This is a genomic window from Microbacterium sp. DT81.1 (assembly GCF_049844955.1).
GTDB lineage: Bacteria > Actinomycetota > Actinomycetes > Actinomycetales > Microbacteriaceae > Microbacterium.
In genome coordinates this window covers 781,383-806,905 of sequence record NZ_JBNCMA010000001.1, presented here as the reverse complement: position 1 = coordinate 806,905, position 25,523 = coordinate 781,383, and the positions used below count along the sequence as shown (strand labels likewise).

Here is a 25,523-nt window from a genome sequence, read left to right as displayed (position 1 = left end):
GCTGAGGGCCCGATACTGACTGGATGGATACCGTCGGCACGATCAGCTGGATCGTCCTCTTCGTGATCACCACGGTCACCGTGACCGGGGTCGTCGGCCGCATCGGCTGGTCGGCCCCGGTCGCCCTCGTTCTGGTCGGCGGGCTCGTCTCCTTCATCCCCGCCGTGCCGCAGGTCGAGGTGCAGCCCGAGCTCATCCTGTACGGCATCCTTCCCCCGCTGCTCTTCGCGGCAGCGCTTCGCACCTCGATCGTCGATGTGCGCGCAAGGAACGACAGCATCCTGCTGCTGTCAGTGGGGCTCGTCGCGTTCACCGTTGTGACAGTCGGCTTCGCCGCATGGCTGCTGGTCCCCGCCATCACGCTCGCGGCCGCCTTCGCGTTCGCGGCCGTCGTGGCCCCTACCGACGCCATTGCGGTGACGGCGATCGCCGGACGGCTGGGGCTCCCCCGTCGCGTCGTGACGATCCTCGAGGGCGAGAGCCTGCTCAACGACGCCACCGCGCTGGTGGCCCTGAACGCATCGATCGCCGCGATCGTCAGCGTCGTCACACCGGCGACCATCGCGATCGACTTCGTCGTCGCCGTCGTGGTCGGCGTGACGGTAGGGCTGCTCGTGGGGTTCCTGGTCTCGTTCGTGCGTCGGGCGCTGCGATCAGCGGTGCTCGACACGAGCATCTCGCTGATCACGCCGTTCGCGGCGTTCCTGATCGGCGAGCTGCTGCACGGATCCGGTGTGCTCGCCGTCGTGGTGACGGGGCTCTACCTCGGCTATCGCGCCCCGGTCGTCTCCTCGGCGGAGGCGCGGGTCGCCGAGCGGCTGAACTGGCGCACGATCCAGTTCCTGCTCGAGAACGCGGTCTTCCTCTTCATCGGACTGAACCTGAACGGGATCCTCGAGGGCGCCCTGCGCACCGGCCCCGGCGTCTGGGAGACGGTGTGGGTCTGCGTCGGTCTGCTGCTCGCGCTCGTGGCCTCGCGCTTCGCGTGGGTGCTCGGCACGACGGCGCTGTACCGGCACGGGCCGAAGCGGATGCGCGAGCGGGGCTGGGCCTGGGGCAACGGCGTGGCCGTCGCGTCGGCGGGCGTGCGCGGGGTGGTGACGCTCGCCGCCGTCTTCCTGCTGCCCGAGGAGACCCCGGGCCGCGAGTACCTGCAGTTCCTGGCGTTCGTCGTCGTGGTCGCGAGTCTGCTCGGCGGGCTCGCCCTGCCGTGGATCATCCGGCGCCTCCGACTCCCCAGGCCGAGCCTCATGCAGGAGCTCACGGAACGCCGGATGCTGATGGCCGAGGCCCGCCAAGCGGGCATCGAGCGGCTCGACGAGGAGGCGACGAGCGACGACGAGCCCCGGGTCGTCGAGCTGCTCCGATCCGACGCCGGCTTCCTCGGGGAGACCCTCGAGACCTATGGCCCTGACGCCTCGATCCCGCAGTTCGAGGCGAAGCTGCGGCTTCGACGTTCGATGCTCGACGCCGAGCGCGGCGCCGTCCTGCAGGCGCGCTCGGAGGGCCGCTATCAGGAGCCGGCCGTCGCGGCGGCGCTGCAGGCGATCGACGCGGAGGAGACGGCGCTCAGGGCCCAGGACCCGAGGTGAGCTCCGCCAGGCCCGCATCCCGGGCGGGCCCGCATCCCGGGCAGGCCGCACTCGACCACACGCGCATCCCGATCAGGCGCGCATCCCGAGCACAACTGCGGGCCTGATCGCCGACACGCCGTGCAACGGCATCCGGCACCGGCGTGTCGCCCACGATCTCCGCCGTTGTGCGCGCGAGTCACCGGATCACGCCCACGGCTGGCGTCCGTGCCGAGCCCGATCGGGAACCGGCGCGCCCCAGCACCATCATCCGGAGTCGCTCCTCCACCGTCCTTGCTGGCACGAATTTCGGAAGATGTCGCGAACATCGGACCGCGGCCGGAAAATCTTCCGAGCACGCAGACATTCTCCGAAGCCGGTGCCTCTGGAAGAGCGCGACCAATCGGCCATCCCGCGCGAGCGGCCCGCATCCGAGCCGCTCGCGGCGCCTAGAAGGGCAGCAGCGGGTCGATCGCGATCGCCACGAAGAGCAGCGTCAGGTAGGTGATCGAGGCGTGGAAGACCCGCATCGGCGCGGGCTCCGTGCCGCGGACGGCGCGGTTGTAGAGGCGGTGCGATTCGTAGATGAACCAGCCGCCGAACACGAGGGCGGACACCGTGTAGACGAGGCCCATCTGCGCGACCGGGACGAGGAGCAGCGAGCACGCCACCGTTGCCCAGGCGTAGAGGATGACCTGCAGCCCGACCTGCGAACCGGACCGGGTGGCGCCGAGCATCGGCACGTCGACGCCGTCGTACTGATCCTTGTACTTCATGGACAGCGGCCAGTAGTGCGGCGGCGTCCACAGGAACACGAGCGCGAAGAGGATGACCGGCGTCCAGGCCAGTGAGCCGGTGACGGCCGTCCAGCCGATGACCACGGGGAAGCAGCCGGCGATGCCGCCCCATACGATGTTCTGCTCGGTGCGCCGCTTGAGGATCATCGTGTAGATGACCACGTAGAAGAAGATGGCGGATGCCGAGAGGGTGGCCGCCAGCCAGTTCGTGGTCACCCAGAGCCAGATCGTGGATGCCGCGGCCAGGGTCCAGGCGAAGACGAGGGCACCGCGGGGCGAGACCTCCCCCGTGACGAGCGGGCGGTTCACCGTGCGCTGCATGTGCGCGTCGATGTCGCGGTCGAGGTACATGTTGAAGGCGGCGGCCGAGCCGGCGCTCATCGAGCCGCCGAGGACGGTGGCGAGCACGAGCCAGAGGTTCGGGAGGCCGCCCTGGGCCAGGATCATGACCGGAACGGTCGTGACGAGCAGCAGCTCGAGCACCCGGGGCTTGGTGAGCGCGATATAGGCGCGGATCGTGCGGCCGATGGAGCGGGGGGCAACGGGTGTCGCGAGCCCCGACGTCGTCATGATGTCCATCGCCCCCGTAATATCACCAGCAGATCCCCCCAAGTCTATGGCATCCATCCGGGCCGCCCCCGGCCTCACAACTGCTGTCGCCGCCAGGAGAGCGCGCCGCAACGGGGCCGACACGGCGACGTCATCTGCGCCGCGCCGACCGCTGGCACACGGACGTCACATGAGTCAAGGCATATCCGGAGCGGAATACCGCTTCGCTATGCTGAAGAAACACCGAGCCCTCGCTCCTCCTCCCGTCGTGACCCGCTCCGCGGCGATCGGTGCTGTAGCTGGGCGAGCGCTCTCCCTTCCACGAAAGGCGGTCCGGTGTCGGAACTGCGTTGGGACGAGATCGACGAGCGGGCCGTGGACACGGCACGCGTTCTTGCGGCGGATGCCGTGGAAAAGGTGGGCAACGGCCACCCGGGCACGGCGATGAGCCTCGCCCCGGCCGCATACCTCCTCTACCAGCGCGTGATGCGTCACGATCCGGCGGACAAGAACTGGCCGGGGCGTGATCGCTTCGTCCTCTCGGCCGGACACTCCTCGCTCACGCAGTACGTGCAGCTCTACCTCGGCGGCTTCGGGCTCGAGCTCGACGACCTGAAGTCGCTCCGCACATGGGGCTCCAAGACGCCCGGTCACCCCGAGTACGGGCACACCGACGGCGTCGAGATCACCACCGGCCCCCTCGGTCAGGGGCTCTCGTCCGCCGTGGGCTTCGCGTACGCGGCCCGCTACGAGCGCGGTCTGTTCGACCCGGAGACCCCGGCCGGCGAAAGCCCGTTCGACCACCACATCTTCGTCATCGCGAGCGACGGCGACCTGCAGGAGGGCGTCACGAGCGAGGCATCATCGCTCGCCGGACACCAGGAGCTCGGCAACCTCGTCGTCATCTACGACTCCAACCAGATCTCCATCGAGGACGACACCGACATCGCCTTCACCGAGGACGTCGCCAAGCGCTACGAGGCCTATGGCTGGCATGTGCAGACGGTCGACTGGAAGAAGACCGGCGAGTATGTCGAGGATGTCGCCGAGCTGCACGCCGCGCTCGAGGCGGCGAAAGGCGAGACGGCCAAGCCGTCGATCATCGTCCTGAAGACCATCATCGGCTGGCCCTCCCCCGGCAAGCAGAACACCGGAAAGATCCACGGCTCGGCCCTCGGCGGCGACGAGCTCGCCGCGACCAAGAAGGTGCTCGGCTGGAACCCGGATGAGACCTTCGTCGTTCCCGATGAGGTGCTGGAGCGCACGCGATCCCTCTCGGAGCGCACCTCCGGCGCCAAGGCCGAGTGGCAGCAGGCGTTCGACGCGTGGGCCGCAACCAACCCCGAGCGCAAGGCGCTCTGGGACCGGGTGACCGCACGGCAGCTTCCCGAGGGCATCGCCGACGCGCTCCCCATCTTCGAGCCGGGCAAGGACGTCTCGACCCGCGCCGCGTCCGGCACGGTCATCAACGCCCTGGCCGCGCAGCTGCCCGAGCTGTGGGGCGGCTCCGCCGACCTCGCCGAGTCGAACCTCACGACGATCAAGAACGCCTCGTCGTTCGTGCCGTCAGAGCGCTCCACCCACGAGTGGAGCGGCGACCCGTACGGCCGCGTGCTGCACTTCGGCATCCGCGAGCACGCGATGGGCGCGATCATCAACGGCATCGTGCTGCACGGCCCGACGCGCCCGTTCGGCGGCACGTTCCTCATCTTCAGCGACTACATGCGCCCCGCCGTGCGGCTGGCCTCGCTGATGAACATCCCGAGCATCTACGTGTGGACCCACGACTCCGTCGCCCTCGGCGAGGACGGACCCACGCATCAGCCGATCGAGCAGCTGGCGGCGCTCCGCGCCATCCCGAACTTCACGGTCGTGCGCCCCGGCGACGCCGCGGAGACCGGGGCGGTCTGGCTCGAGCTGCTGCGCCGCCACGCCGGCCCCGCCGGTATCGCACTGACCCGGCAGAACATCCCGGTGTTCGAACGAGGTGAGGGACAGGCATCCGGCGACACGTTCGCCTCCGCCGACAACGCGGCCAGGGGCGCGTACGTGCTCGCCGAGGCGGGGAACGGCACGCCCGATGTGATCCTCATCGCCACCGGCTCCGAGGTGCAGCTCGCGGTGAACGCCCGCGAGCAGCTCGCCGCCGAAGGCATCCACGCCCGCGTCGTCTCCGCTCCTTCGCTGGAGTGGTTCGACGAGCAGGATGCCGCCTACCGCGAGTCCGTTCTGCCGCCGTCCGTGACGGCGCGCGTATCCGTCGAGGCGGGCATCAAGCTCCCGTGGCGGCACATCGTCGGCGACAAGGGCCGGAGCGTCTCGATCGAGCACTTCGGCGCGTCGGCCGACTACAAGACCCTGTTCGAGAAGTTCGGCATCACCACCGAGGCCGTTGTCGCGGCCGCCCGCGAGACCCTCAAGGAGAACGCATCATGAGTACCCCTACCGCAGCCCTCGTCGCCAACGGCGTCAGCATCTGGCTGGATGACCTGTCCCGGCAGCGCATCATGACCGGCAACCTCGCCGACCTGATCGCCACCCGCAACGTCACCGGCATCACCACGAACCCCACCATCTTCGCCGGTGCCCTCGCCGACGGGGCGGCGTACGAGTCGCAGGTGAACGTCCTGGCCGACCGCGGCGCCAGCGCCGACGAGGCGATCTTCGAGATCACCACCGACGACGTGCGCGCCGCCGCCGACGTGTTCCGGCACGTCTACGACGAGACGCACGGCGTCGATGGCCGGGTCTCGATCGAGGTCTCCCCCGACCTCGCGCACGACACCGACGCGACCATCGCAGAGGCCAAGAAGCTCTGGACAACCGTCGATCGGCCCAACGTCCACATCAAGATCCCCGCCACGCTCGCCGGGCTTCCCGCCATCACCGCGGTCATCGCCGAGGGCATCAGCGTCAACGTGACACTGATCTTCAGCCTGGAGCGCTACGCGGGGGTCATCGACGCCTACCTCACGGGACTCGAGCAGGCGCAGGCGGCCGGCCACGACCTCTCTCAGATCCACTCCGTCGCGTCGTTCTTCGTGTCGCGGGTCGACACCGAGGTCGACAAGCGTCTCACCCAGCTCGGCGCCGAGGCGCTGAAGAGCAAGTCGGGCATCGAGAACGCGCGTCTCGCCTACGAGCTCTACGAGCGCGAGTTCGCGGGCGACCGTGCGAAGAAGCTGCTGGATGCCGGCGCCAACGTGCAGCGTCCGCTCTGGGCCTCGACCGGTGTCAAGGACCCGTCGCTGCCCGACACCCTGTACGTGACGGAGCTCGTCGCTCCGGGCACCGTCAACACGATGCCGGAGAAGACGCTCGAGGCGACGTTCGACCACGGCGTGATCGAAGGCGACAAGGTGACCGGCGCCTATGCCCAGGCGCACGAGTACTTCGACGCGCTGCGCGCCGCCGGGGTGGACTTCGACGACGTCACGCACACCCTCGAGACGGAAGGCGTCGACAAGTTCATCGCCTCCTGGCACGAACTCCAGGAGACGGTGGCCACCGCCCTCAAGGGCGGGGTCGAGGCCGCCCGATGAGCTTCGAGATCCACGTCACGGGTGCGGCCAAGGCCGCCGTCGACGCCCACCTGCCCACGCTCATCACCGACCTGGTCGCCTCGGGCATCACCGCGGGCGACGGCACCCTGTGGGGCCCGGAGGCCGAAGAGGAGTCATCCAAGCGCCTCGGCTGGGTGCAGGCCGTCACGGTCTCGCGCCCACTGGTGCCCGAGATCGAGGCGCTCCGCGCCGAGCTGGTGGCCAAGGGCGTCACCCGCGTCGTGCTCGCGGGCATGGGCGGCTCGTCGCTCGCCCCCGAGGTGATCGCGCAGACCGCAGGGGTGCCGCTGGTCATCCTCGACTCCACCGCCCCCGGCCAGGTGCTGGCGGCGCTGGACGGCGACGCCGAGGCCGGCGGCCTGACGCAGACCGTGCTCGTCGTCTCGTCGAAGTCCGGCTCCACGGTCGAGACCGACTCGGCCAAGCGGGCGTTCGAGGCGGCGTTCCGCGACCTCGGCATCGACCCGCTCGAGCGCATCGTGGTCGTCACCGACCCCGGTTCACCGCTCGACGTCGCCGCGCGCGCCGACGGCTACCGCGTCTTCAACGCCGACCCGACGGTCGGCGGCCGCTACTCCGCGCTCACGGCGTTCGGCCTGGTGCCGACCGGCCTCGCGGGCGTCGACATCGCCGAGCTGCTGGATGAGGCCGAGGCCTCGCTGCTCGAGGTCGCGATCGACAGCCCCGACAACCCGGCCCTGGTGCTGGCCGCCGCGATCGCCGGCACGTCGCCGCGCCGCGACAAGCTCGGCCTCATCACCGACGGCACGCACATCGTCGGCCTGCCCGACTGGATCGAGCAGCTCGTCGCCGAGTCCACGGGCAAGAACGGCACCGGCATCCTGCCGGTCGTGCTCCTTCCGGTCTCGCCCGAGGTGGAGAACAAGCCGGACGACCTGCAGATCGTGCGTCTGGTCGACGAGGCGAAGAAGTTCCACCTGTTCGAGCACCACGAGGGCGAGATCCTCGTCAGCGGCTCGCTCGGCGGGCAGCTGATGGTGTGGGAGTACGCGACGGCGATAGCGGGGCGGATGCTGGGCATCAATCCCTTCGACCAGCCCGACGTGGAGTCGGCGAAGATCGCGACCCGCGCGCTGCTGGACGCACGTCCGGAGCCGACGCCGCCGGCGTTCACCGTCGAGGGTGTCGAGGTGCGCGTGAGCGACCCGGAGCTCGCGGCATCCCGAACGGTCGCCGGCGTGCTCGACGCGCTCTGGAAGCGCCTGCCCGCCGATGGATACGTCGCCATCCAGGCGTACGTGAACCGCCTCGAGCTGCCCCAGCTGCTCGGACTGCGCGAGCTCGTCGCGGCCGACTCAGGTCGCCCGACGACGTTCGGCTGGGGACCGCGCTTCCTGCACTCGACCGGCCAGTACCACAAGGGCGGACCGGCGCAGGGTGTGTTCCTGCAGATCCTCGAGAGCACGGATGTCGATCTCGAGATCCCCGATCGGCCCTTCACCTTCGGCCAGCTCATCCAGGCACAGGCGGCAGGCGACGCGAAGGTCCTCGCGGAGCACGGCCGCCCGGTCGTGACCCTCACCCTCACCGATCCGCAGCTCGAAGTGCTCTCGCTCTTCGAAGCCGCCCAGTAGGAGCGCCTCGCCTCTATGACCGTCCAGATCTCGCGCGGCCACAATCCGCTGCGTGACGCCGATGACCGACGCCTCAGCCGCATCGCGGGTCCCAGCGCGCTGGTGATCTTCGGTGTCACGGGCGACCTCTCGCGCAAGAAGCTCATGCCCGCGGTCTACGACCTCGCCAACCGCGGCCTGCTGCCGCCGGGGTTCGCCCTGGTCGGCTTCGCGCGGCGCGACTGGGAGGACCAGGATTTCGCGAAGGTCGTCTACGACGCCGTCCGGGAGAACGCCCGCACCGAGTTCCGCGAGGAGACGTGGGAGCAGCTGCTGCAGGGCATCCGCTTCGTCTCTGGCGAGTTCGACAACCCAGAGTCGTTCAAGAGGCTGCGCGACACCGTGGAGAGACTCGACGTCGAGCGCGGCACGATGGGCAACCACGCGTTCTACCTGTCGATCCCGCCCAAGGACTTCCCGCAGGTCGCCCGGCAGCTGCGGGATTCGGGCCTCGTGGATGACACGACGGACGAGGACCGGTGGCGCCGCGTCGTCATCGAGAAGCCGTTCGGCAGCGACCTCGCCTCGGCGCGGGCGCTGAACGAGGCGCTCGAGGTCGCGTTCCCGGCCGACTCCATCTTCCGCATCGACCACTACCTCGGCAAGGAGACGGTGCAGAACATCCTGGCGCTGCGCTTCGCCAACGAGCTGTACGAGCCGATCTGGAACCGCAACTACGTCGACCACGTGCAGATCACGATGGCCGAGGACATCGGCGTCGGCGGTCGCGCGGGATATTACGACGGGATCGGCGCCGCGCGCGACGTCATCCAGAACCACCTGCTGCAGCTGCTCGCCCTCACCGCGATGGAGGAGCCGATCAGCCTCAAGGCCGCGGACCTCCGCGCGGAGAAGGAGAAGGTCCTCGCGGCCGTCACCCTGCCGGAGGACCTGTCGCTCGCCACCGCGAGAGGCCAGTACGCCGGCGGCTGGCAGGGCGGCGAAGAGGTGCACGGCTTCCTCGACGAGGACGGGATGAACCCGGACTCGACGACGGAGACGTACGCCGCGATCAAGCTCGAGATCGCCACCCGCCGATGGGCGGGGGTGCCGTTCTACCTCCGGACGGGCAAGCGCCTCGGCCGGCGCGTCACCGAGATCGCCGTCGTGTTCAAGAGGGCGCCGCAGCACCTGTTCTCCCGCAACCAGACATCGGAGCTCGGCCAGAACGCGCTCGTCATCCGCGTCCAGCCCGACGAGGGCGTCACGATCCGCTTCGGATCGAAGGTGCCCGGCTCCGGCGCGCAGGTGCGCGATGTGACCATGGACTTCGGGTACGGCCACGCCTTCACCGAGGCGAGCCCCGAAGCGTACGAGCGGCTCATCCTCGACGTGCTGCTCGGCGATCCTCCGCTGTTCCCGCGGCACGAGGAGGTCGAGCTCTCGTGGATGGTCCTTGACCCGGTCGAGGAGTTCTGGGCGGCGCAGGGCGGCCCGCTGGAGCAGTACGCACCCGGCTCGTGGGGCCCGGCATCCGCCGACGAACTCTTGGCCCGCGACGGCCGCGTCTGGAGGCGCCCGTGATCATCGAACTGCCCGACACCACCGTCAGCAAGATCGCCCGCCAGCTCGTCAAGGTGCGGGAAGAAGGCGGCGCCGTCGCGCTCGGCCGTGTGCTGACGCTCATCATCTCGACCCGCCACGGGCTCGAGGAAGAGGCGATCGACGCGGCCAACGACGCCTCACGGGAACATCCGATGCGCGTCATCGTGCTCATGACGTCCGATGGCGACACGCCGAAGCTCGACGCGCAGATCCGGGTCGGCGGCGACGCCGGGGCGAGCGAAGTGGTCGTGCTGCACGCCTTCGGCGACGCCTCCTCGAATGCGGAGAGCCTCATCACCGGCCTCCTCCTTCCGGATGCGCCCGTGGTCGCGTGGTGGCCGGATGATCCGCCGCGCGTGCCGGGCGATTCCCCTCTCGGGCGCATCGCCCAGCGCCGCATCACGGATGCCTCGACCAGGCCCTACACGACAGATCGTCTGACGACACTGGGCGACAACTACGCGCCCGGCGACACCGACCTCGCCTGGACCCGGCTCACACACTGGCGGGAACAGCTCGCCGCCGTGCTCGACCAGCCGCCCTTCGAGCCCGTCACGGCCGTCGAGGTGCGGGGTGCCGCCAGTTCCCCGTCGACGGCCCTGCTCGCGGCGTGGCTGCGGCTCAAGCTCGACGTCGCGGTCGACTGGGAGTACGAGTCCCCCCGCGCGTGGGAGCACGGCATCAAGTCGGTGCGGCTCACACGCGAGAGCGGCGACATCGTGCTCGAGCGTCCGGAACCGGGCATCGCGGTGCTGACGCAGCCCGGTCAGCCCGACCACGACCTCGTTCTGCCGCGACGGACCCTTCGCGAATGCCTTGCGGAGGAGCTCCGTCGCCTCGATCCGGACGTCCTGTATGGTCGAGTGATCACGGAGGCCTGGCAGCTTCTGGGCCCCCCGGCAACGCTGGAGCAGAATGGCGCTTGACAAGGTCACCTCGAAGCGGGTCGTCGTCACGGCCGACCCCGCGGCCCTCGCAGAGGGCGTCGCCGGGAGGTTCATCGGCAAGGTGACCGAGCTCGCGGACGCAGGCCGCACGGTGCACGTCGCCCTCACCGGTGGCACCAGCGGCCTGGCGGTGCTGCGGGCGGCCGCCCGTCACCCCTGGCGCGACAACGTCGACTGGTCCCGCGTGCACTTCTGGTGGAGCGATGAGCGCTTCGTGCCGCGACGCCATGCCGACCGCAACGAGGCGCAGGCCCGCGAGGCCCTGCTGGACGCGCTGGACATCCCGGCCGAGAACATCCACGCCATCGGCGCCAGCGATGACGGCATCGATCTGGATGCCGCGGCCGCCGCCTACGCCGCCGAGCTCGCTCGCTTCGCCTCCGACGATGAGCCGTGGCCCGTCTTCGACATCTGCTTCCTGGGCGTCGGGCCCGACGGGCACATCGCCTCGCTCTTCCCCGACCGGCCAGAGATCCACGTGATCGACGAGGCCGTCGTGAGCGTGCGGGACTCGCCGCGCCTGCCGCCGGAGCGCATCACCTTGACCCGCCCGGTGATCAACTCATCGGTGCGGGTGTGGATGGTCATCGCGGGCGCCGAGAAGGCATCCGCTCTGGGTCTCGTGCTCGCGGGAGCGAGCTACTCGAGCGTGCCGGCGGCCGGGGCGAAGGGTCGCAAGCGCACCGTGATCTTCGTCGACGAAGCGGCGGCCTCCGAAGTGCCGACCGACCTCATCGACCCCGACTACTAGCCCTTCGATAGGCTCAGGAACCGGTCTGCGGGCGCGGCTCAGAGACCGCGGCGTTCGCGCAGCTGGCTCAACGCGTCGTCGAGGAGCGTCTCGGCTTCCTCTTCGGTGCGCCGCTCCTTCACATACGCGAGGTGCGTCTTGTAGGGCTCGGTCTTCGCGAGAGCCGGAGGGTTCTCCTTGTCGCGACCGGCCGGCAGGCCCGACTGCGGGCAGTCGATGATGTCGGGGATCTCTTCCTCCGGCACGTTCGCCGAGAAGTGCCGCACGGTCTCGTTGCCGAGGGCATCCCAGTACGAGATCGCGATGCGATCCGCGTGGAAGCCGTGGTCCTGCTCGCCCATCGGGCCCGCTCCCACACGGGTGCCGCGGATCGCGTTGCCGCCACTGGCCATCAGAGTGCCGAGAACTTCGTGATGAGGCCGAGGGCGACGATGGAGGTGAACCACGCCAGCGCCAGCACGATCGTGAATCGGTTGAGGTTGCGCTCCGCCAGGCCCGACGATCCGAGGGCCGACGTCATCCCGCCGCCGAACATGTCTGAGAGCCCGCCACCGCGGCCCTTGTGCAGGAGTATCAGCAGGGTCAGCAGCAGGCTGGTGATGCCCAGCAGCACCTGCAGAACGAACTCGAGAATCAGCACGGAACAGTTCCTACTTTCGGGGACCGCTTTCGCGGGGGCCGGGGGGCGCGGCTGCCCAGAGCCACACAAACGTCAAGTATACGACGGAAGCGACGGGGCCGCAGGCGCTCGATCCGCGAGCCGGAGCAGCGCTGACGAGCGCCTGCCGCTCAGACGCCGACGTGCTTCTGGTAGCGGATGATGGCGGCGAACTCGTCGACGAGGATGCTGGCGCCACCCACGAGGGCGCCATCGACATCCGGCTCGCGCATGAAGCTGGCGATGTTCGACGACTTCACCGAGCCACCGTAGAGCACACGGGTCTTCGCCGCGGCATCCTCCCCCAGCTTCTCGGCCACGACAGCGCGCAGCTTCGAGCAGACCTCCTGCGCCTGGTCAGGGGTCGCCGCCTGGCCCGATCCGATCGCCCACACGGGTTCGTAGGCGACGACGATGTCGGCGCCCGCCGCCACGCCATCGAGCGCGACCTGCAGCTGGCCGACCGGCACGGCGCTCGCACCGAAACGCTCGAGGTCCTCGCTCGTCTCGCCGACGCAGATGACCGGAACGAGGCCGTGCTTCAGCGCCGCCTTCGTCTTCGCCGCCACGACGTCGTCGGTCTCGTCGTGGTACTGGCGGCGCTCCGAGTGCCCGATGATCACGTAACGGCAGTCCAGCTTCTTCAGGAACTGGCCCGAGATCTCACCGGTGTAGGCGCCGGAGTCGTGCACCGAGAGATCCTGCGCGCCGAGGGCGAAGGGGATCTTGTCGGCGTCGACGAGCGTCTGCACGCTGCGGAGGTCGGTGAAGGGCGGGAAGACCGCGACCTCGACGCTGCCGTTCTCGTGCTTCGCGTCCTTCAGCGCCCAGTGCAGCTTCTGCGTGAACGCGACCGCCTGCAGGTGGTCGAGGTTCATCTTCCAGTTGCCGGCGAGGAGCGGCGTGCGCCCTCCGCCGGGTGTGCCGCCATCGTTCACTGCGACCATCCGAGGACCTCCAGTCCGGGGAGCTTCTTGCCCTCGAGGAATTCCAGGCTGGCTCCGCCGCCCGTCGAGATGTGACCGAACTGGTCGTCTGAGAATCCGAGCTGCCGGACGGCCGCGGCGGAGTCGCCGCCGCCGACCACGCTGAGGCCGTCCACCTCGGTGAGCGCCTGGGCGACCGTCTTGGTGCCGGCAGCGAACGGTGCGAGCTCGAACACGCCCATCGGGCCGTTCCAGAACACCGTGCGGCTGTCGCGGATGACTTCGGCGAACCGCGCAGCCGTGTCGGGACCGATGTCGAGGCCCAGCCCGGATGCGCCGAAAGGCGTCTCCTCGATGGCGTCCGCCGGCGTCACGACGTGCTCCGCATCCGCGCCGAACTTCGACGCGACCACCACGTCCGTGGGAAGTACGAGCTCCACCCCGGATTCCTTGGCCCTGCGGACGTACTCGCGAACCGTGTCGAGCTGGTCTGCCTCGAGCAGGCTCGAGCCGACCTTGTGCCCCTCTGCGGCGAGGAAGGTGAACAGCATCCCGCCCCCGACCAGCAGCCGGTCGACACGAGGCAGCAGGTGCGAGATGACGCCCAGCTTGTCGCTCACCTTCGACCCGCCGAGCACGACCGTGTACGGCCGCTCCGGGTTCTCGGTGAGGCGATCGAGCACGTCGAGCTCTGCCGCGATCAGCAGACCGCCCGCCGACGGCAGCAGCTCCGCGAGGTCGTAGACGCTGGCCTGCTTGCGGTGCACGACGCCGAACCCGTCGGACACCATGGCATCGCCGAGGTCGGCCAGCTGCTCGGCGAACGCGCGGCGCTCCCCGTCATCCTTCGCCGTCTCCCCCGCGTTGAACCGCAGGTTCTCGAGAACCGTGACGTCACCGTCCTCGAGCGCCGCCACGGCCTCGTGGGCGGATTCATCCACCGTGTCGAGGGCGAAGGCGACCGGCTTGCCGAGCAGCTCCGAGAGCCGCTGGGCGACGGGCGCGAGGCTGTACTTCGCATCCGGCGCCCCGTCGGGGCGGCCGAGGTGCGAGCACACGATCACGCGGGCACCCTGGTTGATGAGGGCGTTGAGCGTAGGCAGCGACGCCCGCACGCGGCCATCGTCCGTGATCACGCCGTCCTTCAGGGGGACGTTGAGATCACAGCGGACGAGAACTCGCTTGCCGGCGAGCGAACCCAGTGTATCGAGGGTGCGCAAAGGCATGGATGCGACCTAGAGACGCTCGGCGACGTACTCGGTCAGGTCGACGAGGCGGTTCGAGTAGCCCCACTCGTTGTCGTACCACCCGGAGACCTTGACCAGGTTGCCGCTGACGTTGGTCAGCTCCGAGTCGAAGATCGAGGAGTGGGGGTTGAGCTGGATGTCGCTGGAGACGATCGGGTCCTCGGTGTACTGCAGGTAGCCGGCGAGGCGTCCCTCGGTGGCGGCGGCCTTGTAGGCGGCATTGACCTGCTCGACCGTGAGGCCCTCGGTGGGCGTGACGATCGTGAGGTCGACGATGGAGCCGGTGGGAACAGGCACACGATACGACGAGCCGCTCAGCTTGCCGTTGAGCTCGGGCAGCACGTGCCCGATCGCCTTGGCGGCACCCGTCGACGCGGGAACGATGTTGATGGCGGCGGCGCGGGCGCGACGCAGATCGGAGTGCGGGCCGTCCTGCAGGTTCTGGTCAGCGGTGTACGCGTGCGCCGTCATCATGAAGCCGCGCTCGATGCCGAAGGCGTCGTTGAAGACCTGCGCGAGCGGCGCGAGGCAGTTCGTGGTGCACGAGGCGTTCGAGATGATGACGTGGTTCTCGGGGTCGTACGTCTCCTCGTTCACGCCCATGACGATCGTCGCGTCGTCGCCCGTGGCCGGTGCCGAGATGAGAACCTTCTTTGCGCCGCCGGCGATGTGCTTCTTGGCGTCCTCAGCCTTGGTGAACCGGCCGGTCGACTCGATGACGATGTCGACGCCGAGCTCGCCCCAGGGCAGGTTGGCGGGGTCGCGCTCCTCGAAGACGCGGATGCGCTTGTCTCCCACCGTGATCGAGTCGCCGTCGTAGGAGACGTCCTGCGCCAGCGGACCGCCGACGGAGTCGTACTTGAGCAGGTGAGCCAGCGACTTGTTGTCGGTGAGGTCGTTCACCGCCACGATCTCGAGGTCCGCACCCTGCGCGAGAGCCGCGCGAAGGTAGTTTCGTCCGATGCGGCCGAAGCCGTTGATTCCGATCTTGACAGACACGGATGTCTCCTGTTTCGTCGTGCGCGAAGCGCGGTTGTTGCGATTTCAGACGGTGGACAACGGCGTCCCGGGCGGATGTCCACCCGGGACGGCCGCACTCGCTATGACAGTACCAGCAGCCCCGAGCCCTGCTCCCGGGCCACGGAGAAGCGCTGCTGAACGTTCTCCCAGTTGGCGATGTTCCAGAAGGCCTTGACGTAGTCGGCGCGCACGTTCTTGTAGTCCAGGTAGTACGCGTGCTCCCAGACGTCGAGCAGCAGAAGGGGCACGGTGCCGGGTGCGTGCTGCGACTGCTGGTCGAAGAACTGCTGGATGATCAGGTTCTCACCGATCGAGTCCCAGAACAGGCCCGCCCAGCCGGAGCCCTGCACGCCGAGGGCGGCGGCCGTGAAGTGCGCCGCGAACGCGTCGAACGAGCCGAAGTGGTCGTCGATGGCCGACTGCAGCTCGCCGGTCGGCTTGTCGCCGCCGTCCGGCGACAGGTTGGTCCAGAAGATCGAGTGGTTGACGTGCCCGCCGAGGTTGAACGCGAGGTCCTTCTCGAGCTTGTTGACGTTGGCGAAGTTGCCGGTGGAGCGGGCCTCGGCCAGCTGCTCGAGCGCCGTGTTGGCACCCGTCACATACGTCTGGTGGTGCTTGTCGTGGTGCAGCTGCATGATCGTGCCGCTGATGTGAGGCTCGAGCGCCGCGTAGTCGTAGGGGAGCTCCGGGAGCGTGTAACTGGCCATTGTCGCTTCTTCCTATCCGCGCCGGGGTGGGCGCTTGTCGGGGGGCTCGGCACCGCGGAAACGCGGGCGAGCGGACTCCCTCATCCTAGTGAGCGACAACGCGCGGGACAGGGGGTTGCTTCCCCGGATGACGGTGCTCAACTTCCCTGCGTCAGGCGTCTTCGAGTCCGGCCGGCACGGCGGCATCGGTCCCGGGGATGCCCTCCTGCTCGGCGCGCTTGTCGGCCATCGCCAGCAGCCGGCGGATGCGTCCTGCGACGGCGTCCTTGGTCAGCGGCGGATCGGCGTGGTGCCCGAGCTCGTCGAGGCTCGAATCCCGGTGTGCGAGGCGAAGCGCCCCCGCCTCCGCGAGGTGCTCCGGCACCTCGTCGCCGAGGATCTCCAGCGCGCGCTCGACGCGTGCGCACGCGGCCACGGCCGCCTGAGCCGAGCGGCGGAGGTTCGCGTCATCGAAGTTCACCAAGCGGTTGACTCCCGCACGCACCTCGCGGCGCTGGCGCAGCTGGTCCCACTCCGTCGCGGTGCGCTCGGCGCCCATGGCGGACAGCATCGCGCGGATCGCCTCGCCGTCGCGCACCACCACCCGGGGCACGCCGCGTACCTCGCGGGCCTTGGCAGACACCCCGATCCGGTGCGCGGCGCCGACCAGGGCCATCGCGGCCTCGGGCGCCGGACAGGTGATCTCGAGCGCCGCGGAGCGGCCGGGTTCGCTCAGGCTGCCGCTGGCGAGGAACGCGCCGCGCCAGATGGCCGCAAGGTCGGGCCGCGAGCCGGTCGTCAGCTTGTTGGGCAGGCCGCGAACGGGTCGGCGGCGGGCGTCGAGCAGGCCGGTCTGCCTGGCGAGCGTCTCACCGCCTTCGATGACACGGACGGCGTAATGGCTGCCGTTCCGGGCGCCGGAGCCCTGTACGTGCACGATCTCGGGGCGCACCCCGTAGATCTCGACGAGGTCGCGAGCGACGCGACGCGCCAGCGGCTCGGTGTCGACCTCGGCCTCGACCGCCACGCGTCCGGCGATGGAGTGCAGGCCTCCGGAGAACCGGAGGATGGAGGTCAGCTCGGCCACGCGCACCGTCGCCCTGGCGTCGCGGACGGCGATCAGTTCGCCCTTCACGTCGGCGGTCAGTGCCACGGGACTCCTTCTGCTCGGGGGGGAAGCGTTCCTGCTCAGGCAAGTCGTGCGCCGCGTCGGGGCACGATGCGGCATCCGAGCGACGCAAACGCCCAGCCTACCGCTGACTCCGCTCCTACTCGCGTCCCAGATCTCGATGTTTGACGCGCACGGCGAGCCCGGGGATCGCTCGCAGCCTGCCGGCGAGCTCGATCGAGGTCGCCACGGAGCGGTGCTTGCCGCCCGTGCAGCCGATGGCCACGGTCGAATGGCGCTTGTTCTCGCGCTGGTAGCCCGCGATGACGGGCGTGAGCGAAGCGGCGTACGCGTCGATGAACTCCGAGGCACCCTCCTGGGCGAGCACGTACTCACGCACGGCCTCGTCCTCTCCGTTCAGCGCGCGCAGGTCCTCGTTCCAGAACGGATTCGGCAGGAATCGCATATCGGCGACCATGTCGGCATCCGGCGGCAGCCCGTACTTGAACCCGAAGCTCATCACCGTGAGTATGTGCCGCGCGGCCCCTTCGGCCGAGAAGAGCTCGGCCACCTGGGTCGCCAGCTGGTGGATGTTGTGACCGGACGTGTCGATGATCACATCGGCGCTCTCGCGCACCGACGCCAGGCGTTCGCGTTCGAGGCGGATGCCGTCGAGGATCGTGCCGTCGCCCTGCAGCGGATGAGGGCGGCGCACCGCCTCGAAGCGGCGCACGAGCACCGCATCCGAGGCGTCGAGGAACACCAGCCGCAGGTGGCTCCCGTCTCGCAGGCTTCGCATCACCTCGGGGAGCTGGGTGAAGAGATCCCCGCCTCGTACGTCGACGACGGCGGCCACCCGCGGGAGCGCTCCGCCGACTCGGTCGGCGAGGTCGAGCAGGGGTCGCAGCATCTGCGGCGGGAGGTTGTCGACGACGTACCACTCGAGGTCCTCGAGGGCGTTGGCCACGGTCGATCGACCGGCCCCCGACATGCCCGTGACGATCAGCACTTCTCCCATACCGTCGCGTGTCGCGTCCGACATCGCTTCCCCCGTCCGCCCCTCCTAGCCTACCGAGCCGAGAAGGAGCGAGCCGGCCTACGGTGTCGCGAGGTGCGAGTGGATGGACGCCGCGAGCTTGGGACCGACGCCCGGCAGCTGCGCGATCTCCTCAGGCGTCGCCGCCTTCAGCGCGGTGACCGAGCCGAAGTGGCGGAGCAGCGCCTTGATGCGGGCCTCGCCCAACCCCGGGATCTCGGTGAGGACGCTCGTGATGTCCCGCTTGCGGCGGCGGCGCTGGTGCGAGATCGCGAAGCGGTGCGCCTCGTCGCGCAGTCTTTGCAGCAGGTAGAGCGCCTCACTCGTGCGGGGCAGGATGACGGGGTACTCGTCCCCCGGCATCCACACCTCCTCCAGGCGCTTGGCGATGCCGCAGAGGGCGATCTCGTCGTGCCCGGCATCGGCGAGGGCGCGCGCGGCGGCCTCGACCTGCGGACGACCGCCGTCGACGACGAGCAGCTGCGGCGGGTAGGCGAAGCGCGGACGCTTGCGGGTCGCCGCGACGGGCTCGTCGCCGGTGACGTCGGGAACCGGCTCCTCGGCCTCCTCCGGACGGTCGAGGTAGGCGAGGCGGCGGGTCAGCACCTGGTGGATCGAGTCCGTGTCATCCGTCGTCTCGGGGATCGAGAACGACCGGTACTGATCCTTGCGGGGCAGTCCGTCCTCGAACACCACCATGGACGCCACGACGTTCGTCCCACCGAGATGGGAGACGTCGTAGCACTCGATGCGCAGCGGCGCCTCGGCGAGGCCGAGCGCCTCCTGCAGGTCGGTGAGGGCCTGCGTGCGGGCGACGTAGTCGCTGGTGCGCCGCGTCTTGTGCAGCATCAGCGCCTGCTGCGCGTTGAGGGTGGCCGTGCGCATGAGTTCGGCCTTCTGCCCTCGCTGCGCAACCTGGATCGTGACGGGCCGCTCCCGCCGCAGCCGGAGCCATTCCTCGAGCTCGGTGGCGTCGTCCGGCAGGGCCGGCACCAGCACGCGCCGCGGGATGTCGGTGGCCGCCGCGTCACCGTAGGCGCGCTGGAGCACTTGGTCGACCAGGTCGCCGCCCTCGATGTCGAGCTCCTTGTCGATGGTCGTCGCGCGTACACCGCGCACCCGGCCGCCGCGGATCACGAAGTGCTGCACCGCCGCCGAGAGCTCGTCTTCTGCGATGCCGAACAGATCGGCGTCGACATCCTCCCCCAGCACGAGTGCGCTCCGGGAGAGCACCGCGTCGATCGCCACCAGCCGGTCGCGGTACACGGCAGCGGATTCGTAGTCCATCGCCGCGGCGGCCGCCCGCATCTTGGCGGTCAGGTCCTTCTTGAACCGCTCATCGCCTCCGGACATGAAGGCGACGAAGTCGTCGACGATCGCCCGGTGCTCCTCGATCGTGGCGCGCCCGGAGCATGGCCCGCCGCAGCGCCCGATCTGACCGGGAAAGCAGGGGCGTCCCGTCTGCATCGCCTTCTTGTAGCTCGAGTCGCTGCACGTGCGGATCGGGAAGACCTTGATCATCTGGTCGATGGTGTCGTGCACCGCCCAGACCTTCGGGTAGGGGCCGAAGTACTTGGCTCCGGGGATGCGGCGGTTGCGGGTCACGATGACGCGAGGGGCCTCATCGGCGAGCGTGATGGCCATGAAGGGGTACGACTTGTCGTCGCGGTAGCGGACGTTGAACGGCGGATCGAACTCCTTGATCCACATGTACTCGAGCTGCAGCGAGTCGACGTCGCTGGCGACGACGGTCCACTCGACCGATGCCGCGGTCGTCACCATGCGGCGGGTGCGCTCGTGCAGTGTGTGCGGCGGTGCGAAGTAGTTCGACAGGCGAGCGCGCAGGTTCTTCGCCTTGCCGACGTAGAGCACACGACCTGCCGCGTCACGGAAGCGGTAGACGCCGGGATTGGTGGGGATCTCGCCTGCTTTGGGGCGGTAGGACAGCTGTGACAGGCGCTCGGTGGTGACCACGCTCAGCCGGCCTTGCGGCGCGGAGCGGGTGCGTCGAGCACCTCCGCGAGGAACTCGCCGGTGAAGCTTCCCTCGGCCTGGGCCACCTTCTCCGGGGTGCCGGTCGCGATGATCTCGCCGCCGCCGGAGCCGCCCTCGGGCCCGAGGTCGATGATCCAGTCCGATGACTTGATCACGTCGAGGTTGTGCTCGATGACGATGACCGTGTTCCCCTTGTCGACGAGACCATTCAGCACCTCGAGCAGCTTGCGAACGTCCTCGAAGTGCAGACCGGTGGTCGGCTCGTCGAGCACGTAGATGCTGCGCCCGTTGCTCCGGCGCTGCAGCTCGGTCGCGAGCTTGACGCGTTGCGCCTCACCGCCGGAGAGCGTCGTCGCGGACTGCCCGAGTCGCACGTAGCCGAGGCCGACGTCGACGAGGGTGCGCAGGAAACGGTGGATCGCCTGGATCGGCTCGAAGAACTCCGCCGCCTCGGCGATCGGCATCTCGAGGACTTCGGCGATGTTCTTGCCCTTGTAGTGCACAGCGAGGGTGTCCCGGTTGTACCGCTTGCCGTGGCACACCTCGCAGTCGACGTAGACGTCGGGCAGGAAGTTCATCTCGATCTTGATCGTGCCGTCGCCCGAGCAGGCCTCGCACCGGCCGCCCTTGACGTTGAAGCTGAAGCGGCCGGGCTGGTAGCCCCGCACCTTCGCCTCGGGCGTCTCGCTGAAGAGCGTGCGGATGCGGTCGAAGACCCCCGTGTAGGTGGCCGGGTTCGACCGTGGCGTTCGGCCGATCGGAGCCTGGTCGACGTGCACGACCTTGTCGAGGTTGTCGAGTCCGGTGACCCGCGTGTGCTTGCCTGCGACGCGCCGCGCGCCGTTGAGCCTGGTGGCGAGAACCTCGTACAGGATGCCGTTGACAAGCGTCGACTTGCCCGAGCCGCTGACGCCCGTGACCGCCGTGAGCACGCCGAGCGGGAAGTCGGCGGTGACGTTCTTGAGGTTGTTCTCGCGCGCGCCGACGACGGAGATCATCCGCGACCGGTCGATGCGGCGGCGCTTCTTCGGGGTCGGGATCTCGCGGCGGCCGGAGAGGTAGTCGCCGGTCAGGGACTTCGGCTCGGCGATCAGCGCCTCATACGGACCGGAGTGCACCACCGCGCCGCCGTTCACGCCCGCGCCGGGGCCGATGTCGACGACCCAGTCCGCCGCGTGGATCGTCTCTTCGTCGTGCTCCACCACGATCAGCGTGTTCCCGAGGTCGCGGAGGGTGACGAGGGTCTCGATCAGCCGGCGGTTGTCGCGCTGATGCAGACCGATCGACGGCTCGTCGAGCACGTAGAGCACGCCGGTGAGTCCGGAGCCGATCTGGGTCGCCAGGCGGATGCGCTGCGCCTCACCGCCGGAGAGCGTGGCCGCGTGGCGGCTGAGGCTCAGGTAGTTGAGCCCGACCTGGATGAGGAAGTCGAGCCGTACGCGGATCTCGCGCAGGACCTGCGCCGCGATCGTGGCCTCGCGATCGGTCAGCTGCAGCTGCGCGAAGTAGTTGCGCGCTTCGCCGAGGCTGAGTCTGGATGCCTCGGCGATGGAGTGCCCGTGCACCATCACCGCGAGCACCTCGGGCTTGAGGCGGTCGCCGTTGCACACGGGACACGGCACCTCACGCAGGTAGTCCGACCAGCGCACGCGCTGCGTGTCGGTCTCGGCCTGCAGGTACTGCCGCTCGATGTAGGGGACGACGCCTTCGAAGCCCGAGGCGTAGCGCATCTCGCGCCCGTAGCGGTTCTTCCACCGCACGGTGACCTTGTAGTCCTCGCCCCGCAGCACCGCGTCCTGGACCTCCTCGCGCAGGTCCCTCCACGGTGTGTCGAGCGAGAAGTCGAGGTCGCGCGCGAGGCCCTCGAGCAGTCGCTCGTAGTACTGGAAGAGACCCTTGCCCTGGGTGGTCCATGGGATCAGCACGCCCTCGCGGATGGAGAGAGCGTCATCGCCGAGCATGAGGTCGACGTCCACCGACATCCGTGTGCCCAGACCCGAGCACGCGGGGCATGCCCCGAACGGGGCGTTGAACGAGAAGGTGCGTGGCTCGATCTCGGTGAGCTGCAGCGGGTGGCCGTTCGGGCATGCCAGCTTCTCCGAGAAGCTCTGCCAGGCGGCATCCCCTTCCTCATCGACGAAGTTCACCTGCATGACTCCCCCGGCCAGCCCGAGGGCGGTCTCGACGGAGTCCGTGACGCGACTGAGGATGTCGTCGCTGGCCACCAGGCGGTCGACCACGACCGCGATGTCGTGCTTGTAGCTCTTCTTCAGCACCGGCGGTTCGGCGAGCTGGATGAGCTCGCCGTCCACGATCGCCCGGGAATAGCCCTTCGCCCCGAGCTCCCGGAAGAGGTCGACGAACTCGCCCTTCTTCTGGCTGACGATGGGCGCCACGATCTGGTACCGCGTGCGCGTCGGCAGCTCCATCAGCTGGTCGGCGATCTGCTGGACGGTCTGCCGCTGGATGATCTCGCCGCACTCCGGGCAGTGCGGCACGCCGATGCGCGCCCAGAGCAGGCGCATGTAGTCGTAGATCTCCGTGATCGTGCCGACGGTCGATCGCGGATTGCGGTTCGTCGACTTCTGATCGATGGACACGGCAGGGCTGAGGCCCTCGATGAAGTCCACATCCGGCCGATCCACCTGGCCGAGGAACTGCCGGGCGTAGGCGCTGAGCGATTCCACGTAGCGGCGCTGGCCCTCGGCGAAGATCGTGTCGAACGCAAGGCTCGACTTTCCGGAACCGCTCAGACCGGTGAAGACCACCAGCGAATCACGGGGGATGTCGATGTCGACGTTCTTCAGATTGTGGACGCGGGCACCGCGAACACTGAGTTTTCCGGAGCTGGCGACGGGGACGATGGGCACCCATCAAGTGTAGGCGGGGCCTCCGACATCGAGCCCGGGAAGCGTTCGCGGAGGGCGAAGGTCCCGCATGAGGGGACGACGGATGCCGCGGGGCCTCTGCCCCGCGGCATCCGTTGGCCGTCCTCGCTCAGCCGCGCGTCACCATACGACCAGCGGCACCCTCGGTGCCTGCGACCCCGTCACGAGGTCGCTGCCCTCGTACTCGGCCCACAGCAGGTGCAGCCCCCGGTTGAGCGTCGGCAGCGTGATCGTGACCCGCCCGTTGTCGGCCTCGGTCAGGGTCACCGTCGCGATCTCCTTCCAGCGGTCATGGATCGTGACGACACCCGTCGGCACCGCATCGCCTTCTGCGGCGACCCGCACGGTGTACTCCACGGTGGTCCCCTTCTTGGCGACCACCTTGCTCGGCCAGGCCAGCGTGTACGAGTCCGCCTTCTCGAACACCTCGATCGGCACGATGATCGAGGTGCCGGTGGCCGCGCCCGTGAGCAGGAGCTGAGCAGCGCCCGCCGGGACGTCCGCGGGCAGCTGCACCGAGACGGACGTCGTGCCGTAGTTGTCGTACAGCTCGGTTCCGATCGTGTTGTCGAGCGGGAACGCACCGAGCACCTCATCGCCCAGCGAAACGACGACTTCCGTGTCCTTGACGTCGGTCGGGTTCGTCATCGTCCAGGACCTGACATCGAAGTCCACCGTCGATCCGGGCGCGTACGCGGCGGGTGCGGCATCCGGGAAGGCGACCTCCACGGCGTGCTGCTCGTAGTCGACGGGGAGCGGCGTCGTCGAGGCGAAGGTGTCGAGGTAGTCCACCATCGCGGCGAGGTCGACCTTGCCCGTGTCGCGCTTGCCCGCTCCGGCGACGAACCCGCCGAAGTTGTCACCGCCGCTGGCGAGGAACGAGTTCACGGTCACCGAGTAGGTCCCGGCGAGGTCGATCGGCTGATCGTTGAGCCACATCCCCGTCACGGTGCCCTGCGGCGCCTGGTAGGGGGTGAGTGACTCATCCACCGCGGGCGTCGCCGGGTTGTCGATCGGGACCTCGGTCACGATCTCCTGGGTGTACGTGTACTCGAAGCCCTCCGAAACCCCGAGACGAAGGAACGGACGCGTCGGCACCACGTTGAACGCGTCGCGCTGCCACTGCTGCTCGAGCGCGGTCTTGATCTGCTCGCCCGTGAGCTGCATGTTCACCAGCGTGTTGGCGAACGGCTGCACCAGGGCTGCGTCCTCGTACGTGACGGTGCGCGGGAACGCTCCGTTGCCCGGATCGGTGCCGACCATGTCGGCTCGCATCCCGCCGGGGTTCATGAACGCGATCTCGGCCGCACCGGATTCCGGCTGTTCGGTCGCCCACTGATGAACCTCCGCGACGAGGTTCCCGAGAGTCGACTCTCCTCCGCGGTAGTCCGTCAGCCCGTCGCCGAGCCTTGCGCGGTTGAAGGCACCGCCTATCTCGCCGAGGGGAACCGCGCCGAGCACGTCCCCGTCGGTCTCCGCCTTCTTCACGAGCGCCGCGACGGCTGGGTCGGCCGGGTAGGCCGGGGTGGTGACGAGCGGGAGGAGCGCCTGCGACTTCGCCGACACGTCTCCGCTGGCGCCGTCGACGGTGTAGACGAGCTGGTTGAGGTTCGTCCCGTACTGGCCGGCTGAGACGACCGGGCGGTCCGTGACGGCGCGACTTTCATCGACCCAGGCCTGAACAGGGAAGGAGCAGTTGTAGGCGAGGTGAGTGTGGCCCGACACGATCGCGTCGACGTCCGGCGAAACGTTGTTGATGATGCCGGCCCAGGTGCCGGAGTCGTCCATCGTGGTGCAGTCCGTCGACGGGGCCCCTTCGTGCACGAGCATCACAACGAGGTCGGCTCCTTCGGCGACGAGCGCGGCCGCCTCCGTGTTGACGGACTCGACGATGGGGTCGACCCGGATGTCGGCGATCCCGGCGGGGCTGACGAGTGCGGGAAGCTCTTCGGTCACAGCGCCGACGAAGCCGACCTGGACGTCGCCGAACTCCTTGATCCAGGTGGCGGGCACCGCGTCGTCACCGGTCGCGCGCACCTTGAGGTTCGCGGCGATGTACTGCCACTGCGCGCCGCCGTAGGGGTTGCTCACCGGGTCATACGGTGCCATCACGCGGTCGACGAGGTCGGAGTAGCCCTGGTCGAGCTCGTGGTTTCCGACCGCTGACACCTCGAGGCCCGCGGCGTTGAGTGCGTCGATCGTCGGCTTGTCCTGCTGGATGAACGAATCGAAGGTCGAGGCCCCGATGAGGTCGCCCGCCGCCGCGAAGACCGTGTTCGGGTTTGCGGCGCGCAGCTGCTGCACGGCGCCGGCGAGCACTGCTGCGCCTGCCTGCGCTCCGTCAGCGGCGAGCCGGCCGTGGAAGTCATTGGTGGCGAGGATCTGCACCTCGGTCGGCGCAGCATAGGCGGGGGCGGCGGCGAGTGTGCTCGCGCCGAGCGCCGCGATCGTGACGGCTGTCAGGGCGGCGAACCGCCGTGGGGTGGGCGTGTGGCCGGGATATGACCGAGCTCGCATGTGTGGGTTCCTCTTCGTGACCGGCGGGTTGGGGTCGCGGCATGCCGGTTGGAACCGACTCACCGTTTCCGAGCCTAGGAACTTC

At 69.1% G+C, this 25,523-nt stretch carries 19 protein-coding genes; 7 read left to right on the top strand and 12 right to left on the bottom strand.

Annotated elements, in window-relative coordinates:
• Positions 1-23: 23 nt before the first annotated feature.
• Positions 24-1,592 carry a Na+/H+ antiporter gene (locus ACLQ2Q_RS03745; RefSeq protein ID WP_425818070.1) on the top strand — a complete coding sequence of 523 codons (1,569 nt, stop codon included), beginning with the start codon at positions 24-26 and terminating at the stop codon, positions 1,590-1,592.
• 428 nt (positions 1,593-2,020) lie between these two features.
• Here the strand turns inward: ACLQ2Q_RS03745 and ACLQ2Q_RS03740 are convergent, their stop codons facing one another.
• Entirely contained in the window at positions 2,021-2,938 is a 918-nt protein-coding gene (locus ACLQ2Q_RS03740; RefSeq protein WP_425818621.1) for a heme o synthase, read from the bottom strand.
• Positions 2,939-3,253: 315 nt separating this feature from the next.
• Between ACLQ2Q_RS03740 and tkt the strand changes: the two genes are divergently transcribed.
• From tkt to pgl, 6 genes are read left to right on the top strand one after another with little or no spacing between them, the layout of a single operon-like run.
• A complete protein-coding gene (tkt, locus tag ACLQ2Q_RS03735; protein ID WP_425818068.1) occupies positions 3,254-5,353 on the top strand; it encodes a transketolase in 2,100 nt (699 codons plus the stop codon).
• The gene (gene tal, locus ACLQ2Q_RS03730; protein WP_425818066.1) at positions 5,350-6,459 is read left to right on the top strand and encodes a transaldolase; all 1,110 of its coding nucleotides are present in this window, start codon (positions 5,350-5,352) and stop codon (positions 6,457-6,459) included. The genes tkt and tal overlap by 4 nt, the downstream gene beginning before the upstream one ends.
• The gene (locus ACLQ2Q_RS03725; protein ID WP_425818064.1) at positions 6,456-8,075 is read left to right on the top strand and encodes a glucose-6-phosphate isomerase; all 1,620 of its coding nucleotides are present in this window, start codon (positions 6,456-6,458) and stop codon (positions 8,073-8,075) included. The genes tal and ACLQ2Q_RS03725 overlap by 4 nt, the downstream gene beginning before the upstream one ends.
• A 15-nt stretch (positions 8,076-8,090) precedes the next feature.
• On the top strand, positions 8,091-9,638 hold the full coding sequence (zwf, locus tag ACLQ2Q_RS03720) for a glucose-6-phosphate dehydrogenase (protein ID WP_425818062.1): 1,548 nt from the start codon (positions 8,091-8,093) through the stop codon (positions 9,636-9,638).
• A complete protein-coding gene (locus ACLQ2Q_RS03715; RefSeq protein ID WP_425818060.1) occupies positions 9,635-10,585 on the top strand; it encodes a glucose-6-phosphate dehydrogenase assembly protein OpcA in 951 nt (316 codons plus the stop codon). Before zwf ends, ACLQ2Q_RS03715 begins: the two co-directional genes overlap by 4 nt.
• Positions 10,575-11,357, top strand: coding sequence for a 6-phosphogluconolactonase (gene pgl / locus ACLQ2Q_RS03710; RefSeq protein ID WP_425818058.1), 783 nt, complete (start codon positions 10,575-10,577; stop codon positions 11,355-11,357). The genes ACLQ2Q_RS03715 and pgl overlap by 11 nt, the downstream gene beginning before the upstream one ends.
• 38 nt (positions 11,358-11,395) lie before the next feature.
• Here the strand turns inward: pgl and ACLQ2Q_RS03705 are convergent, their stop codons facing one another.
• From ACLQ2Q_RS03705 to ACLQ2Q_RS03655, 11 genes are all read right to left on the bottom strand, one after another.
• Positions 11,396-11,749, bottom strand: a complete 354-nt coding sequence (locus ACLQ2Q_RS03705; protein ID WP_425818056.1) for an RNA polymerase-binding protein RbpA — start codon at positions 11,747-11,749, stop codon at positions 11,396-11,398.
• The gene (gene secG / locus ACLQ2Q_RS03700; protein ID WP_425818054.1) at positions 11,749-11,997 is read right to left on the bottom strand and encodes a preprotein translocase subunit SecG; all 249 of its coding nucleotides are present in this window, start codon (positions 11,995-11,997) and stop codon (positions 11,749-11,751) included. Before secG ends, ACLQ2Q_RS03705 begins: the two co-directional genes overlap by 1 nt.
• A gap of 149 nt (positions 11,998-12,146) precedes the next feature.
• Positions 12,147-12,962, bottom strand: a complete 816-nt coding sequence (tpiA, locus tag ACLQ2Q_RS03695) for a triose-phosphate isomerase (RefSeq protein WP_425818052.1) — start codon at positions 12,960-12,962, stop codon at positions 12,147-12,149.
• On the bottom strand, positions 12,950-14,167 hold the full coding sequence (locus ACLQ2Q_RS03690) for a phosphoglycerate kinase (RefSeq protein ID WP_425818050.1): 1,218 nt from the start codon (positions 14,165-14,167) through the stop codon (positions 12,950-12,952). Before ACLQ2Q_RS03690 ends, tpiA begins: the two co-directional genes overlap by 13 nt.
• Positions 14,168-14,176: 9 nt before the next feature.
• Positions 14,177-15,187 (bottom strand): type I glyceraldehyde-3-phosphate dehydrogenase, encoded by a 1,011-nt coding sequence (gap, locus tag ACLQ2Q_RS03685; protein ID WP_425818047.1) that lies wholly within the window; start codon positions 15,185-15,187, stop codon positions 14,177-14,179.
• A 101-nt stretch (positions 15,188-15,288) separates the two neighbouring features.
• Positions 15,289-15,915 (bottom strand): superoxide dismutase, encoded by a 627-nt coding sequence (locus ACLQ2Q_RS03680; protein ID WP_425818045.1) that lies wholly within the window; start codon positions 15,913-15,915, stop codon positions 15,289-15,291.
• Positions 15,916-16,066: 151 nt separating this feature from the next.
• Positions 16,067-17,047 carry a DNA-binding protein WhiA gene (whiA, locus tag ACLQ2Q_RS03675; protein ID WP_425818043.1) on the bottom strand — a complete coding sequence of 327 codons (981 nt, stop codon included), beginning with the start codon at positions 17,045-17,047 and terminating at the stop codon, positions 16,067-16,069.
• Positions 17,048-17,162: 115 nt separating this feature from the next.
• Positions 17,163-18,044: an RNase adapter RapZ gene (gene rapZ / locus ACLQ2Q_RS03670; protein ID WP_425818041.1), complete on the bottom strand. Its 882-nt coding sequence runs from the start codon at positions 18,042-18,044 to the stop codon at positions 17,163-17,165.
• Between the two features lie 54 nt (positions 18,045-18,098).
• Complete coding sequence (gene uvrC / locus ACLQ2Q_RS03665) at positions 18,099-20,012, bottom strand: excinuclease ABC subunit UvrC (RefSeq protein ID WP_425818039.1); 1,914 nt, start codon at positions 20,010-20,012, stop codon at positions 18,099-18,101.
• Positions 20,013-20,014: 2 nt separating this feature from the next.
• A complete protein-coding gene (gene uvrA / locus ACLQ2Q_RS03660) occupies positions 20,015-22,903 on the bottom strand; it encodes an excinuclease ABC subunit UvrA (protein ID WP_425818037.1) in 2,889 nt (962 codons plus the stop codon).
• A 138-nt stretch (positions 22,904-23,041) separates the two neighbouring features.
• Positions 23,042-25,438, bottom strand: a complete 2,397-nt coding sequence (locus tag ACLQ2Q_RS03655; protein ID WP_425818035.1) for a 5'-nucleotidase C-terminal domain-containing protein — start codon at positions 25,436-25,438, stop codon at positions 23,042-23,044.
• Positions 25,439-25,523: the final 85 nt, after the last annotated feature.